At 49.7% G+C, this 15,878-nt stretch carries 15 protein-coding genes and 3 pseudogenes; 15 read left to right on the forward strand and 3 right to left on the reverse strand.

Annotated elements, in window-relative coordinates; all coding sequences use genetic code 11:
• Positions 1-125: 125 nt before the first annotated feature.
• Positions 126-1,337: pseudogene (cysS, locus tag ACLHV8_RS02575) on the reverse strand (cysteine--tRNA ligase); the annotation flags it as partial.
• A gap of 56 nt (positions 1,338-1,393) precedes the next feature.
• Positions 1,394-2,361: pseudogene (locus tag ACLHV8_RS02580) on the reverse strand (IS5 family transposase).
• Positions 2,362-2,769: 408 nt separating this feature from the next.
• On the opposite strand from ACLHV8_RS02580, the gene ACLHV8_RS02585 reads away from it, so the two are divergent.
• Together ACLHV8_RS02585 and ACLHV8_RS02590 are read left to right on the forward strand one after the other, a co-directional pair.
• A complete protein-coding gene (locus ACLHV8_RS02585) occupies positions 2,770-2,937 on the forward strand; it encodes a helix-turn-helix transcriptional regulator (RefSeq protein ID WP_049007797.1) in 168 nt (55 codons plus the stop codon).
• A gap of 16 nt (positions 2,938-2,953) precedes the next feature.
• Positions 2,954-4,159 (forward strand): hypothetical protein, encoded by a 1,206-nt coding sequence (locus ACLHV8_RS02590; RefSeq protein WP_049007796.1) that lies wholly within the window; start codon positions 2,954-2,956, stop codon positions 4,157-4,159.
• Here ACLHV8_RS02590 and ACLHV8_RS02595 read toward each other — a convergent pair.
• A complete protein-coding gene (locus ACLHV8_RS02595) occupies positions 4,156-5,115 on the reverse strand; it encodes a hypothetical protein (protein ID WP_049007795.1) in 960 nt (319 codons plus the stop codon). The genes ACLHV8_RS02590 and ACLHV8_RS02595 overlap by 4 nt on opposite strands.
• An 89-nt stretch (positions 5,116-5,204) precedes the next feature.
• Between ACLHV8_RS02595 and ACLHV8_RS02600 the strand changes: the two genes are divergently transcribed.
• From ACLHV8_RS02600 to hsdR, 13 genes and pseudogenes are all read left to right on the forward strand, one after another.
• Complete coding sequence (locus ACLHV8_RS02600; RefSeq protein WP_229220743.1) at positions 5,205-6,092, forward strand: GTPase family protein; 888 nt, start codon at positions 5,205-5,207, stop codon at positions 6,090-6,092.
• A gap of 261 nt (positions 6,093-6,353) precedes the next feature.
• Positions 6,354-7,085, forward strand: coding sequence for a WYL domain-containing protein (locus ACLHV8_RS02605; protein WP_049007140.1), 732 nt, complete (start codon positions 6,354-6,356; stop codon positions 7,083-7,085).
• Positions 7,086-7,149: 64 nt separating this feature from the next.
• Positions 7,150-7,422 carry a hypothetical protein gene (locus tag ACLHV8_RS02610; RefSeq protein WP_334632420.1) on the forward strand — a complete coding sequence of 91 codons (273 nt, stop codon included), beginning with the start codon at positions 7,150-7,152 and terminating at the stop codon, positions 7,420-7,422.
• A 104-nt stretch (positions 7,423-7,526) separates the two neighbouring features.
• Entirely contained in the window at positions 7,527-7,823 is a 297-nt protein-coding gene (locus tag ACLHV8_RS02615; RefSeq protein WP_229220742.1) for a permease, read from the forward strand.
• 124 nt (positions 7,824-7,947) lie between these two features.
• The gene (locus ACLHV8_RS02620; RefSeq protein ID WP_410376749.1) at positions 7,948-8,769 is read left to right on the forward strand and encodes a DUF932 domain-containing protein; all 822 of its coding nucleotides are present in this window, start codon (positions 7,948-7,950) and stop codon (positions 8,767-8,769) included.
• Between the two features lie 26 nt (positions 8,770-8,795).
• Positions 8,796-9,035, forward strand: a complete 240-nt coding sequence (locus ACLHV8_RS02625) for a DUF905 domain-containing protein (RefSeq protein ID WP_049007145.1) — start codon at positions 8,796-8,798, stop codon at positions 9,033-9,035.
• A 102-nt stretch (positions 9,036-9,137) separates the two neighbouring features.
• Positions 9,138-9,596 carry an antirestriction protein gene (locus ACLHV8_RS02630; protein ID WP_049007147.1) on the forward strand — a complete coding sequence of 153 codons (459 nt, stop codon included), beginning with the start codon at positions 9,138-9,140 and terminating at the stop codon, positions 9,594-9,596.
• Positions 9,597-9,607: 11 nt separating this feature from the next.
• Positions 9,608-10,087: a RadC family protein gene (gene radC / locus ACLHV8_RS02635; protein ID WP_049007149.1), complete on the forward strand. Its 480-nt coding sequence runs from the start codon at positions 9,608-9,610 to the stop codon at positions 10,085-10,087.
• Positions 10,088-10,095: 8 nt separating this feature from the next.
• Entirely contained in the window at positions 10,096-10,317 is a 222-nt protein-coding gene (locus ACLHV8_RS02640; RefSeq protein ID WP_049007150.1) for a DUF987 domain-containing protein, read from the forward strand.
• 18 nt (positions 10,318-10,335) lie between these two features.
• Entirely contained in the window at positions 10,336-10,653 is a 318-nt protein-coding gene (locus ACLHV8_RS02645) for a type IV toxin-antitoxin system YeeU family antitoxin (RefSeq protein ID WP_049007152.1), read from the forward strand.
• Positions 10,654-10,679: 26 nt separating this feature from the next.
• On the forward strand, positions 10,680-11,021 hold the full coding sequence (locus ACLHV8_RS02650; RefSeq protein ID WP_049007153.1) for a TA system toxin CbtA family protein: 342 nt from the start codon (positions 10,680-10,682) through the stop codon (positions 11,019-11,021).
• Between the two features lie 258 nt (positions 11,022-11,279).
• Positions 11,280-11,825 (forward strand): annotated as a pseudogene (locus ACLHV8_RS02655) (restriction endonuclease); the annotation flags it as partial.
• A 496-nt stretch (positions 11,826-12,321) separates the two neighbouring features.
• The gene (gene hsdR, locus ACLHV8_RS02660) at positions 12,322-15,834 is read left to right on the forward strand and encodes a type I restriction-modification system endonuclease (protein WP_410376750.1); all 3,513 of its coding nucleotides are present in this window, start codon (positions 12,322-12,324) and stop codon (positions 15,832-15,834) included.
• Positions 15,835-15,878: the final 44 nt, after the last annotated feature.

A 15,878-nucleotide genomic window follows, 5' to 3' on the forward strand; every position in this document is an offset into this window, starting at 1 on the left:
CAAATCCGCACCGCTCTCCCCTTGCTGTGAGGGATCCCCCCAAAAATGCGAGCACGTTCGGTCCCCTCTCCCTTGAGGGAGAGGGTTAGGGTGAGGGGGAAAAGCAGAAACCTAAGAAAAAAATACTTACGACGCCAGGTCGTCCCCTGCGGGCCATCTTCCAGCACGATACCCATCTCATTGAGACGGTCGCGCGCCGCATCTGCCGCCGCCCAGTCCTTCGCTTTACGCGCATCCAGACGCTGCTGAATCAAGGCTTCAATCTCAGCCACTTCGCCGTCATCCGCCTTTACGCTGCTTTGCAGGAAGACATCCGGCTCCTGCTCCAGCAGACCCAGCACGCCAGAAAGCTTACGCAGATGGGAAGCCAGCGCATTCGCCGCCGCCATATCTTCTGCTTTCAGGCGATTCACTTCACGCGCCATATCAAACAGCACGGAATAGGCTTCCGGGGTGTTGAAGTCATCGTTCATCACCTCGACAAAGCGCGCTTCGAACGCCTCGCCACCGGCCGCCGCGACAGATTTGTCGGTGCCGCGCAACGCGGTATACAGACGCTCCAGCGCCGAGCGTGCCTGCTTGAGGTTATCTTCGCTGTAGTTCAACTGGCTGCGATAGTGACCGGACATCAGGAAATAGCGAATGGTTTCGGCATCGTAATATTTCAACACGTCGCGCACAGTAAATAAGTTGCCCAGTGATTTGGACATCTTCTCGCGATCCACCATCACCATGCCGGAGTGCATCCAGTAGTTCACATACTCGCCGTCATGGGCACAAGTAGACTGGGCGATTTCGTTTTCGTGATGCGGGAACATCAGGTCCGAACCGCCGCCGTGAATATCGAAATGGTTGCCCAGCTGTTTGCAGTTCATTGCGGAACACTCAATGTGCCAGCCCGGACGTCCTTCGCCCCACGGCGATGTCCAGCTCGGCTCGCCCGGCTTGGACATCTTCCACAGCACGAAGTCCATCGGGTTACGCTTCACATCAACGACGTCCACGCGAGCGCCCGCCTGCAGCTGGTCAAGATCCTGGCGCGACAGCTGGCCGTAGTGTGGGTCCGTCGGCACAGAGAACATCACGTCGCCGTTATCCGCCACATAGGCGTGACCGCGCGCGATCAGCTGTTCAGTGATTTCGATGATCTCGTGGATATGGTGCGTCGCACGCGGCTCGCTGTCCGGGTGCACAATATTCAGTGCGTCAAAATCTTTGTGCATTTCGGCGATCATGCGGTCGACCAGCGCCACAAAGTTCTCACCGTTTTCATTGGCGCGTTTGATAATTTTGTCGTCGATATCGGTGATATTGCGCACGTATTTCAGCTTATAGCCGGCTTTGTTGAATAAATCAGATTTCGGGTAAGTCTCCCCCGTAGCGGGTTGTGTTTTCAGGCAATACGCACGCTTTCAGGCATACCTGCTTTCGTCATTTTGTTCAGCGCTCGTACCAGGGCCATAGCCTCCGCAACCTGACCATCGTAGTCACGCAGCGTCAGTGAATCTCCCAACAACTGCTTCATTCTGTACATTGCCGTTTCCGCTATCGAGCGACGATTGTAATCTGTTGTCCATTTCCACCGCGCATTACTCCCGGTCATTCGCTGATTAGCCACTGCACGGTTACGGTCTGCATATTCACCGGGCCAGTAACCCGCACCTTTTCGGGGAGGGATAAGCGCGCTGATTTTCTTACGCCGCAGTTCATCGTGACAGAGCCGGGTGTCGTAAGCGCCGTCTGCCGATGCTGCCCTGATTTTTCTGTGAGTCTGCCGGATAAGACCCGGGAAGGCTTCTGAGTCCGTCACATTGTTCAGCGACAGGTCTGCACAGATGATTTCATGTGTTTTGCTGTCAACTGCCAGATGCAACTTTCGCCATATACGACGGCGTTCTTTGCCGTGTTTTTGACTTTCCATTCGCCTTCACCAAAGACCTTCAGCCCGGTGGAATCAATCACCAGATGCGCGATTTCACCCCGGGTGAACGTTTTGAAACTGACATTAACCGACTTTGCGCGCTTGCTGACACTGGTGTAATCCGGGCAGCGCAACGGAACATTCATCAGTGTAAAAATGGAATCAATAAAACCCTGTGCAGCCCGCAGGGTCAACCTGAACACGCGTTTAATGACCAGAACGGTGGTGATGGCGAGATCAGAATAGCGCTGAGGTCTTCCCCGTGATGAAGGCGTTGCCGACTCATACCAGGCCTGAATAGCTTCATCATCCAGCCAGAAAGTTATGGAGCCACGGTTGATGAGGGCTTTATTGTAGGTGGGCCAGTTGGTGATTTTGAACTTTTGCTTTGCCACGGAACGGTCTGCGTTGTCGGGAAGATGCGTGATCTGATCCTTCAACTCAGCAAAAGTTCGATTTATTCAACAAAGTCTCGTGCATGTGAACCACGTTGTATTTAATATTCTATTAAATATTTGTTTAATAGATTTATAATTTAATATTGTCCATTAATTAAGATTAAAACACTAGCAACCTCCTTGTAACAAAGCCGCTTGTGGCATGTCGCTTTGCTTACAGAAAGCCTTCTATTTGGTGTTTTTGCATGATCAATTTAGGCCATTTTGTCAGATCATCTTACAAAGACTACATAGCCAGCCACCTTCCTCCTCTAGTTCATATTCACGTTAAATTGTCAAGACAATTCAGGTGTCGATCTTTTGTCTGCACTTTCTGGTTTGGCAGGGCCAATATCTGACAAAAGGTCAACGTGTAGGGAGCATGGTGTGGAAAGAAATGAAACGAATGGTATGCAACTTGTCGATATGAAGTGGATAACAGCAACGCTGAAAGTCACTGATAAATGGATTTATAAGCAAATCCAGGATGGAAAATTCATGAAGCCAATAAAACTTGGCAGAAGCTCTCGCTGGAGGTTATGTGACGTAAACGAATGGCTGGAAAGTCGTGTGATGTGAATATGAAGGGGGTACGATGGCAATATGTTGCAGAAAAGGATGCAATTTAAATATAGATCCTGTCAGTTACGAGCACAAGGTCAGACTTTGTTATATTCATTTTAATAAACGAAAGGAGCTGAGTCATAGAAGAAACGTAAAGAAAGAAATTCGTTGTAAAGTTTGTGGTGCTGACTTTTCTGAAACTAGAAACAATAAATATTGTTCAAACAAATGCAAAGGGATCGGTATGCGAATCCTTAAGGAGGCTGACAAAATAGAAGTTTACCATCATTCTTACTGGCTAAACGTAGAGTGCTTTATTAAAAATAACCCATTGCAATTAAACTCGATTAACAGCTTAGAGGATATGGCAGAAATAATTAATTTATATAAACTTAAATCTCGGTTGCAGTTCGCATGTAGCCATTTCCTTGGGGGGGAAATATTATCTAAACATAAAAAAAACGAACATAAACTGATTCCTTTTATTAAGATTGATTTAAGCCATAAATATCCGAATTCTAAAGGTGGGATGAATGTGGTAGAAAATATCATGATTGCCCCTTCATTTATAAATAAAATGAACAAAGATAAAATTCCTGAAAATAATGCATTTCAAGAGTTTAATGGTAAAAGTGCAAACAAAAAAAGAAAAGATATTCGGTGTAGTCTTGTTAACGCCATCACTAAAAATTACTCAGAGGATGAGATAAATGCGATGTTTTATAAAATAGGAAAATTGCCAAGACTAAAAAATGGTCAAAAAAGAAACCTCGACGTCGCAGATACATTTAATCAGGTTATTATTTTTGAGTTATTAAAAAAAGAATGCAAGCGTTTAGAACTAAAAGATTATCTTTACTGTCTTAAATTTGTTGATGAATTTCTAAGAAATAAAACAATAAAATTTAGAGGGAGAAGAGTTACTTTTTTTCCATGTTATCTTGATATGATTTCACTTGCTTTTTTTCATGCATATCTCCGAGGAGATCCTGATTGTTTTTTGTCTAAATTTAAAGATTTTGTGAGGACGATGGACAATGGGAAAACAACAACGCGAAGAGTACGCGCACTGTTTTCTGTGCTTGCCATATCACGACGGTACTGTAAGAAATATTTCTCAATATCTAGTGCTAACCTAGAATCAACTAAAGATACAATATTAACTGTATATGCTAAGGTTTTTGCAGTTAAACCTTCTTATATCTCTGATGAAGGCTACCCACGGTGGATACGTTAAATACTATCTTGGTAAGGTGCGATATTATTATCATCAAGATTACCGTTAAGTATGTCCATGAAATAATCTATTGCGTTTTTTACATTGCGAGTGCCGTTATCTTGTGACTCAAGTGCATTATTTATTTCAGTGTTTGTGAGTATTTCATTTTTGTTTGCGCTGAGTATAATGGCATCAATTATAATAAAAACATCCAGCGCATTTAACTTTCTCTTAATGTTTTCAATTGCTAATATTTTATCTATATTATTTTGTACGGCGCGTGGATATTTTTTTCTTTCAATTTCAATTAACCCTTTCAGTTGATTGACAATGATCTCATCAGAATAACGAAGATCTAAACTAAGCCACAAGTTAGATAGGGCGATAGTATCATCTGCATAAGGATAGTTTTCTGGGATAGCTCTAACAATTGAATTATTGATTTTTTTTATTTCTTCCATCATTTCAGGGTTAACGCTTCTGCTATATGGGAAATCGTCAGGGGTGAAATCAATATATTTGTTGCAATGGTTGAAAAAACTAAAGAGCTCGGATGTAGTGTTATGTGCATTTTTCGATGCATTAAAAACATCAAGAAACGTCAACTTCTTTACTACCTGTCTGGTGGTTGGTCTAAAAGAAATAAGATCATTGTTTTTATGCTTTAAAATTTCCAAGTTTTTAATGCGTGCCGACAATGCCTCAAGCGCATCTCTGTGGTCAGAGTTATTCATGAATTTATTTCTCATTATTCTTTTTTTATTGTCTGAGATTTTTTTACCGTCAAAATCAAAAATGTTTTTCTCCGCACTCCTGACCGCACTTTCACAATCAAAAAACAACTTCCTGCAATAAAATGCATTTACTAAATCCTCTTTTGTGAAGGAGGATGTGAAGTTTGCATATATTTTCTTATGCTTTCTGATAAATTCAATTATCTCATCTTTAGGTTTTGATTGTTTATTCTCTTTCATACTTTCTCATGAAAAATTTAAATTTACTTCAAATATATATCATGCTCCTGAACCAAGCAAGTTTGCTTAACCATCAGAGGAATTAGGAAATGATGAGACACAATGATGAATTAAAGAAAATGTACTCTCCACTTTATTTACTGCCAAAAAATGTTGCCGTAGAAGTCATGAAACGCCTTAACGAAACTATCTGCTACCAGCCGGTGATTGGCATTATGGGTAAAACCGGTGCCGGTAAATCCAGTCTGTGTAACGCACTGTTTCGCAGCACGGTCTCGGCCGTCAGTCATACCACTGCGTGTACCCGTGAGCCACAGCATTTTACGCTGCAGGCAGGTGAACGCCAGGTGACGCTGATTGACCTGCCCGGAGTGGGCGAAAGCCCGGGGCGGGATGAAGAGTATCAGGCACTGTATCAGCGTATCTGGCCGGAGCTGGACCTGGTGCTCTGGCTGATTAAAGCCGATGACCGGGCACTGACCCCCGACTGTGATTTTTACTTTCGGATGCTTTCACCAGGCAGTGCCGGGAGGGATAAGGTGCTGTTTGTCCTGACCCAAGCCGATAAAATCGAGCCCTCTCGTGAATGGAGCGGCTTTCTTAATCAACCTTCAGAGCAACAGTTAAAACACCTGGAGGAAAAGCAGCGCGCGGTGTGCTCGTTGTTCAACCACCCGGCACTCCCGGTGATCACAATATCAGCAGCCACTGGCTGGCATCTACCTGAGCTGGTGGGGGTGCTGTTTCGCTCACTGCCTGCCCGTGCCAGCAGTGCCGTCAGCTCGGTCATCAGACCACAATACCGCACGCAAAAAATTGAGGAGCAGGCGATACAGGATTTTGGCGAGACGGTCAGCGACGTGATGACACACACGCTGTCTGAACTCTCTCTCCCCAGCACGGTGACGGCGGTGGTCAGTACCGTGATTAGTGCCGTTGTCTCTGTTGCCCGCAGTGTCTGGCGGTTTTTCTTCTGACGGCAGAAATACCGTTATCCCGTGAGCAAATGCAGCAGTCAGTACGCGCCTGACATGCACTCTCCGTTTGCCGGACACACCCTGTCCATCTGCGGCGGGGTGCATCCGGTTAAAAAACCGACAAAGCACGTTCTGTACCGCAGCCCGTCTGGCACTGACGGGGGATAAAAATATTTTCTGCTCTGTCCATACCCTGACCGCCCCCCTGTTTACAGTAATCACATCTTTTTCAATGCCTTTCATCACGATGGAGAAAATGCCATGTCACAGGCTGAACACCGGTATGACCGGCTGGCGGTCAGACTGTCCCTCATTATCAGTCGCCTGCTGGCAGGCGAAACGCTAAGCGTGAATAAACTGGCGGTTGAGTTTGGTGTCTCGGTACGTACTCTGCGCCGCGATTTTCGTGAACGGCTGATGTATCTGAACCTCGAATACCGTCATGGGCACTGCCGACTGTTGTCAGACCCCGGTATGGCACAGCGTGCCCCGGGAACATTGTCATTTATGCGCAACGTCGGGCTTCACGACGTGTTTCCGGAAACGGACCTTCGGCTGGTCAACACCCTGACAGACAGTGAAGGTATCTCACCGTGCCTGGTCTGGCAGGGGGGAGCCGGAAGCGCCAGTGTGCGCCCCGGCCTCTTCTCCCGGCTGGTCGATACCATTGTGCAGCAGCAGTGCATCAGGGTACTGGCTGACGGCGTTCGCGCTGAACACCTGGCGCCGTACCGGCTTATTTATCTTGAAGGAGAGTGGTATCTGGCAGGCGAGCAGCACGGAGGCATTACTGTTCTGCCGCTGTCCAGCGTCACCGCCATCACGGTACTGAGTGACACCTTCCAGCGTCGTGATGCGGTTTGTCACCTCACCCGTCAGGAGGCCTTCATCCGGGCTCTGCCGCATTTCCCGGTCATCAGCGACGTAATGGCCGTATCTCATCCGGCACCACCATTACTGCAGGAGGCGACCCCTCCTGAACATCCCGGCTGAGGGGGCGTCGTCGCCCACCAGCCTCTTACGTTGTTATCGGTTACTCATTGAATAAGGAAACACTATGCATCAGCGTTATCGCCGCATTATTGCCAGCGCCCTGGCCCTGAGTAGTTTCAGTCTGTTCATCCCCACTGTGGCCCAGGCCGGGTACAGTGATTACGAGTCGTTCCATCTGGTCAGAACGGATAACAGCCCCTCGGGCGGGGCACAGAAAATCTGCACCTATCAAAGTATGGTCACTCGGAAATATGTCCAGCTGGAAATGCCCAATACCTGCCCGGGAATGATGTTTCGAAACCTGAACGACGGGCAGTTTTACGACAGAACCAGCTGAATGAAGCACGGATTTATCTGTGTCACTGATACCTGCGGTGGTTGTTTGCACCGGCCTCAGTGAGCCGGTTTTTACGGGAATGGCCATGTTTAAGGAGGGCCGCTATGCCTTTAAGCCTTTGTCTCAGCCTGTCGACCCTGGTGGGACTGATTATCGCGTTTGTTGATACCCGTATTGCCGGGTTCTGGTATTCCGCATGGGCTGCCGTGTTGCTCTGCACTCTGCCAGGGCTGGGCGTCTGGCTGGGCAATATCATCCGAAAATGGATAATGCCGGATGCGGTTTACGGAAGCACCGGTGCCGTCATTCAGGCCCGCCTGTTCTGGGCGGTGGTACCCCAGTTCATTGGCTGGTTCATCGGATTTATGGTTGCCATGAGCTTGCTGGGTATCCGGGCCTGAGCCGTATCCGGCGACAGACGTAACGACGGATATTCAGTCTCCCGCTATACCTGTCAAACCCCACACCACGGCCTTCTCAACCGAGCAGGCCGTTTTCTTTTGTCTTTCTGAAGGAAATACCCTCATGACCCGATTAGCCAGCCGCTTTGGTGCGGTAAACCTCGTTCGCCGTGACCGTCCCTTAACCCATGAAGAATTAATGCGCTATGTGCCGAGTGTGTTCAGTGAAGACAAGCATGAATCCCGCTCTGAGCGTTACACCTGCATTCCGACCATCACCCTGCTCGACAGCCTGCAACGTGAAGGCTTTCAGCCATTCTTTGCCTGTCAGACCCGGGTACGTGACCCGGGGCGTCGTGAGCACACAAAGCACATGCTGCGCCTGCGGCGCGAGGGGCAAATCACCGGTCAGCAGGTACCGGAAATCATTCTGCTCAACTCTCATGATGGCACCAGCTCGTACCAGATGTTGCCGGGGTTATTTCGTGCGGTGTGTCAGAACGGGCTCGTCTGCGGTGAGAGTTTTGGTGAGGTGCGCGTGCCACATAAAGGCAACGTCGTAGAGAAGGTGATTAAAGGGGCGTATGAAGTACTGGGGATATTCGACCGGGTGGAGGAGAAACGTGATGCCATGCAGTCACTGATACTGCCACCGCCCGCCCGACAGGCACTGGCCAGCGCAGCACTCACGTACCGCTTCGGGGAAGACCACCAGCCCGTTACCGAATCGCAACTCCTTTCGCCACGGCGCTGGCAGGATGAGAGCAATGATCTGTGGACCACGTTTCAGCGGATTCAGGAGAACCTGATTAAAGGTGGTCTGCACGGGCGTAATGCTGCAGGAAAGCGCACACATACCCGTGCGGTGAAGGGCATTGATGGCGATGTGAAGCTGAACCGTGCCCTGTGGGTGATGGCAGAAAGCATGCTGCAACTCGCTTCCTGATACCACAGGAATGAAGGAACCTGAAAATGCTTTCTCCCACCGTACTGCCACCCGGGTCATTCAGTCGTCAGCAGGCAGAAGCTTTTACCGCAGCATACCGCAATATCTTCATTGAGGATGACCAGGGAAGCCATTTTCGCATGGTCGTTCGCGACGTAAAAGGGCAGATGGTCTGGCGGGCATGGAGCTTTGAACCTGACGCCGGAACGGTGCTCAACCCGTATATCCGGCAGTACGGTATCCCGCGAGCGTTATCTACCCGCTAATTCTTCTCGTCCTGCCCCTTGCGTCACACACCATCACATCCCTTTATTCCCTGACTCGCCAGTCACCCTTGCTGGCGTTTTTTTACTTTACGGAGAACACGCATGACCTCTCTCACCCCCTACGCCCTGACCCCGGCTAATGAGCCGCACTTCACCCTCATGGCCACCGCCGCTCCTGATGAACAGCGTATTCATTTCTGGCCTCAGCACTTCGGCACTATCCCGCAGTGGGTAGCGCTGGAGCCCCGCATCTTCGCCTGGATGGACCGCTTCTGTGCGGATTACAGCGGTGGTATCTGGCAGTTTTACACCCTCAGTAATGGTGGAGCCTTTATGGCTCCCGATACTGATAGTGATGAGAAATGGTGCCTGCTCAACAAAATGAACGGTAATAGCGCGGAGATGAGTGCAGAAGCCGCAGGCATTGCTGTCTGCCTGATTGAGTTCAGCCATCACGCCTGCCGAACCGAATGCGATGCCATGACAGAGCACTATTACCGCCTGCGGGACTACGCCCTGCAGCATCCCGAATCACAGGCCATTCTGCGCATTATTGATTAAGGAAACTCGCTATGGAAACCTCCCTTTCCCCACAGACAGCGGCGTTGTCACTGAGCTCACAACGCACGGTAAAACGCGCGCTGAAACTGCTCGACCGCCACCTGCGTGAGCCTGGTGTGGCGTTCACCTCCACCAGCGCCACCCGTGACTGGCTGCGGCTGAAAATGGCAGGCCTTGAACGCGAGGCGTTTATGGTGATGTACCTGAATCAGCAGAACCAGCTGATTGCCTATGAAACCCTGTTTACCGGCTCCATCAGCAGCACCGAAGTGCATCCCCGCGAGGTGGTAAAACGTGCCCTGTACTTCAATGCCGCCGCGGTGATATTTGCCCACAACCATCCCTCAAGTGACACCACACCCAGTCAGGCAGACAAGGCTGTCACGCAACGACTGGTGCAGGCACTCCAGCTCGTTGATATCCGGGTGCCTGACCATCTCATCGTTGGCGGCAACCAGATACTCTCGTTTGCTGAACACGGTCTGTTGTGAGGCATTACATGAAAATTATCAGCAAACGTCGGGCGATGACGATATACCGCCAGCATCCTGACTCCCGCATTTTTCGCTACTCTACCGGCAGATATCAGTGGCATGGCAGCGTCTATCACTACGCCGGTCAGGTAGTACCTGACATTCCTGGCGTCCTGGCGGTATACGCCGAACGCCGCCAGGACCGCAACGGGCCATATGCCTGTCTGATGAGTATCACCGTGAACTGACAATAAAGGAGAACAATAATGAGCAACATCACATGGGGACTACAGCGTGACGTCAAACCGCGTTTCGGAGCCCGGTTGGTACAGGAAGGCAACCGGCTGCACTATCTGGCTGACCGGGCCGGGATTACTGGTACTTTCAGCGAAACAGAATGCATGAAGCTGGATGAGGTATTCCCGCACTTTATCCGTCAGATGGAATCGATGCTGACAACTGGTGAGCTGAATCCCCGCCATGCCCACTGCATCACTCTGTATCACCACGATTTTACCTGTGAAGCCGATACCCTGGGCTCATTCGGTTACGTCCATATCGTGATTTACCCTGCGCAACGCTAACCCTTTTAATTGACCTGAGAGAAAAAATGAAAACCTTACCTGCAACAACCCTGCGGACGGCGAAGCCATGTCCGTCACCTGTGGTGGTCTGGCAGACGCTGTTGACCCGCCTTCTGGAACAGCACTATGGCCTGACGCTAAACGACACGCCGTTCAGCGATGAAGGCGTGATTCAGGAGCATATCAACGCCGGTATCACACTGGTCGATGCTGTTAATTTTATTGTGGAAAAATACGAACTGGTCCGTATCGACCGCAAAAGATTTAGCTGGCAGGAGCAATCTCCGTATCTGAGGGCTGTAGATATTCTGCGAGCACGACAGGCAATGGGTTTATTGAAAAGAAATTGTATCAGTGCATCACGGTGAACATTGGGAATAGCACCCTCATTCACATTGCAGCCTTTCTTACTTATTTACTCATTCCAAAAAGCACCTGCCGATGCTGGCCGGTGCTTTTGCTTATTTGGACGAAATATCATGCGAATAGAAGCTGTAATTTTAACTGACCATATCATCGCAAAACACAATCCAGGAATGCTGTGCTGTCGTTGTTGAGGGTTTTGACGCATGCGGCGAACAAGCTTATGATCCAGCTTAATTTCTTTTCCTCACGAAGGGATGGGTATGGGCAACAGAATGTGGATGATCCGCGGTGACGGCGGCAAACTCTATGACGATTTCCGCGATAAACAAATCGCGGGTATCGGTTGGTCTCAGCTGGCTCCTTTGGTCAAACCCGGCCTATCCCGAGCTCAGTTACTCGCTTTATACCAAGAGGCCGACCCTTTAACGAAGCTGGGAACTGCGCGTTCTGGTGCATCTCAGGTCTGGCGGTTTGTGAATGAGATCCAAAAGGGTGATTGGGTTATTACCTATTCGCCAGCCAACCGTACTTACCTGCTAGGCAAAGTTACTTCAGACTTCCAATATCGTTCTGAATGGGTGGAAGAGGGGATGGGGATCGCTCGGCAGGTTAAATGGAATACTCAAGAAATCGACCGCGATCGACTGTCCGTTGCTACCAAAAACACATTGGGTTCTACACTGACGGTTTTCCAGCTTCCAGTATATGCTCTAGAAGAGCTTTTGCAGGATAAGAAACCCACTGTAGATGTGATTACTCAGAATCCAGTTGTGATGGATGAAGATGAGGTCGTTTCTGATCCGCTGCTTGTGGGTACAAGTGCGGGTATAAATATTTATTTCTGTTTTTAAACAACATTGATATCAGTATATTAGGTATGAAATTCGAGTCCGGCCTTCGCACCATAAAGATGCAAATCAAAGTCGCTTAAGGGCGGCTTTTTTTGTGTCTGAAATACACGTAAAGTTTTCCTTTCAACGGAAGACAATCTGATTCAGCCAATATCAAATTTCTTATAAGTATAGAACAGAATATATTCTCATTCGATAATTGTCATATTTGTGCATAAGCTTTCCGGTGATTTTGAAAGGTTATTTGTCTTAGCCTGACGCTTTCCGCTTTACCTGGAAAAGGAATGTATGCATATCCCGCATGGTTTAAATATCGCTCATCTGCTGTAACGAACCCCAAACTTTCTCCATCATTGATTAACTTGCTGTGATTTTGGTCATTGCTCGGGAAGCTTCAGAAAGTTAAAGTAAAAATTATGTTCCTAAAATGTATGCGCAGGCCTGCATAACAATGATGAATAAATCCAATTTTGAGTTCCTGAAGGGCGTGAACGATTTCACCTATGCCATCGCATGCGCGGCGGAAAATAACTACCCGGATGATCCCAATACTGCGCTGGTAAAAATGCGTATGTTTGGCGAAGCGACGGCAAAACATCTTGGCCTGCTGTTGGACATTCCTCCCTGTGAAAATCAGCACGAACTCCTGCGTGAGCTTGGCAAAATTGCCTTCGTTGACGACAGCATTCTTTCCGTTTTTCATAAATTACGTCGTATTGGTAACCAGGCTGTCCACGAATACCATAACGATCTTGATGACGCGCAGATGTGCTTACGGCTGGGTTTTCGGCTGGGGGTCTGGTACTACCGTTTGGTTACGAAAGATTATGACTTCCCTGTGCCTGTTTTTGTTTTACCGGAGCGCGGAGAAAATCTTTACCGTCAGGAAGTACTGACGTTAAAACAAAAGCTAGAAGAGCAGTCACGTGAGAAAGCACTCAGTCAGGCTGAACTCGAAGCACAGCAGCAGAAACTGATTGCTCTGAACGGCTATATTGCCATTCTTGAAGGTAAGCAGCAGGAAACTGAAGCACAGACATTGGCTCGTTTCTCAGCTCTGGAAGCGCAGTTAGCTGAGAAAAATGCGAAGCTGGCTAAGCTCACGGAACAGGAAAGAAAAGCCTACCATAAAGAAATTACCGACCAGGCCGTCAAGCGTACACTGAATCTCAATGAAGAGGAGAGTCGCTTCCTGATTGACGCTCAGTTACGTAAAGCGGGTTGGCAGGCGGATAGTAAAATGCTGCGCTTTGCCAAAGGTGCTCGCCCGGAACCGGGTATCAATAAAGCGATTGCCGAATGGCCTACGGGCGTAGATGAAACGGGTAAGCAAGGATTTGCGGATTATGTTCTGTTCGTTGGCCTCAAGCCCATCGCCGTTGTCGAAGCAAAACGTAAAAATATTGATGTTCCCGGCAAGCTGAATGAGGCTTATCGATACAGTAAATATTTCGATAATGCGTTTTTGCGCGATACGCTTCTGGAGCAATTTACCCCCGACGATATACACGAAGCCCTACCGGTTTACGAAATCAGCTGGCAAGATACCAGCGGCACACAGCGTTTTAAAATCCCCTTTTGCTACTCCACCAACGGGCGTGAATATCGCGCGGCGATGAAGACCAAAAGCGGTATTTGGTATCGCGACGTCCGCCACACCACCAATATGTCGAAAGCGCTGCCGGAATGGCATCGCCCGGAAGAGCTGGTGGATATGCTGGGCAGTGACCCGCAAAAACAGAATCGGTGGTTTGCCGATAACCCCGGAATGAGCGAACTGGGCCTGCGTTATTACCAGGAGGATGCCGTTCACGCGGTAGAGAAGGCCATTGTTAACGGCCAACAAGAGATCCTGCTGGCGATGGCGACCGGTACCGGTAAAACCCGTACCGCCATCGCCCTGATGTTCCGCCTGATCCAGTCGCAGCGTTTCAAACGCGTCCTGTTTCTGGTCGACCGACGCTCGCTCGGCGAGCAGGCGCTGGGGTCGTTTGAAGACACACGAATTAACGGCGACACCTTTAACAGTATTTTTGATATCAAAGGCTTGACCGACAAATTCCCGGAAGACAGCACCAAAATTCACGTCGCTACGGTTCAGTCTCTGGTCAAGCGTACTCTGCAATCCGATGAACCGATGCCCGTAGGCCGCTACGACTGTATCGTGGTCGACGAAGCACACCGCGGCTACATTCTTGATAAAGAGCAGACCGAAGGCGAGCTGCAGTTCCGTAGCCAGCTGGATTACGTTTCCGCCTACCGTCGCATTCTCGACCACTTCGACGCGGTAAAAATTGCCCTGACCGCCACGCCAGCCCTGCACACGGTTGATATTTTCGGCGAACCAGTATACCGCTACACCTACCGTATGGCGGTGATCGATGGCTACCTGATTGACCAGGATCCCCCTATTCAGATCGTCACCCGCAATGCGCAGGATGGAGTTTATCTATCAGAAGGTGAACAGGTGGAACGCCTGAACCCGCAAGGCGAGCTGATCAACGACACGCTGGCTGACGATCAGGATTTTGAGGTCGCCGATTTTAACCGCGGCCTGGTGATCCCGGCGTTTAACCGTGCGGTATGCGGTGAGCTCACCAAATACCTGGATCCCACCGGCCAGCAAAAAACGCTGGTGTTCTGCGTCACCAACGCCCATGCCGACATGGTGGTTGACGAGCTGCGCACCGCGTTTAAGAGAAAGTTTCCGCAGCTTGAACACGACGCCATTATCAAGATCACCGGTGATGCCGATAAAGACGCGAAGAAAGTGCAAAGCATGATCGTCCGCTTCAACAAAGAGCGGCTACCCAATATTGTGGTTACCGTCGATCTGCTGACTACCGGCGTGGATATTCCGTCTATCTGTAATATTGTGTTTCTGCGCAAAGTCAAAAGCCGCATTCTCTACGAGCAGATGAAGGGCCGTGCCACGCGTCTGTGCCCGTCAGTAGGGAAAACCAGCTTTAAGATTTTCGACTGTGTTGATATCTACAGCTCGTTGGAAAGCGTCGACACCATGCGCCCGGTGGTTGTGCGTCCGCAGGTGGAACTGCAAACGCTGGTCAATGAAATTACCGACTCAGAAACCTACAAAACCGTTGAAGCGGATGGTCGCAGTTTTGCCGAACACAGCCATGAACAGCTGGTCGCCAAGCTGCAGCGGATTATCAGCCTCGCCACCTATAACCGCGATCGCAGCGAAGCGGTGGATAAGCAGGTTCGCCGTTTGGACGAATTGTGTCAGGATGCCGCGGGCGTCAACTTCGGTGGCCTGGCTTCCCGCCTGCGGGAAAAAGGGCCGCACTGGAGCGCCGAGATTTTCAATAAGCTTCCCGGCTTTATCGCCCGCCTGGAAAGGCTGAAAACCGATATCAACACCCTGCGCGATGCCCCTATTTTCCTCGATATCGACGATGAGGTGGTAAACGTCAAATCGCTGTACGGCGATTACGACACGCCGCAGGATTTCCTCGAAGCGTTCGATGCGCTGGTGCAGTACGCCCCGAATGGCCAGCCCGCGCTGCAGGCGGTGATCAATCGGCCGCGCGACCTCACCCGTAAAGGGCTGGTGGAATTGCAGGAGTGGTTTGACCGCCAGCATTTTGAAGAGTCGTCCCTGCGTGGCGCGTGGAAAGCAACGCGCAATCAGGATATCGCCGCCCGGCTGATCGGCCATATCCGTCGTGCGGCAGTGGGCGATGCGCTCAAACCGTTCGACGAGCGTGTTGATCACGCGCTGGCGCGCATCAAAGGCGAGAACGACTGGAGCGATGAGCAAATAAGCTGGCTCAACCGTTTAGCGCAGGCGCTAAAAGAGAAAGTGGTGCTCGACGACGACGTTTTCAAAACCGGCAATTTCCACCGTCGCGGTGGTAAGCCAATGTTACAGCGCACCTTTGACGGCAACCTCGACAGCGTGCTGGATAAGTTCAGCGATTACATCTGGGATGAGCTCGCCTGACGCGTTATCATCCCCGGCAATTTCTTCTTCTGCGGCCCCGATAA

It is taken from the genome of Enterobacter sp. CPE_E863, from assembly GCF_046521465.1.
GTDB lineage: Bacteria > Pseudomonadota > Gammaproteobacteria > Enterobacterales > Enterobacteriaceae > Enterobacter > Enterobacter adelaidei.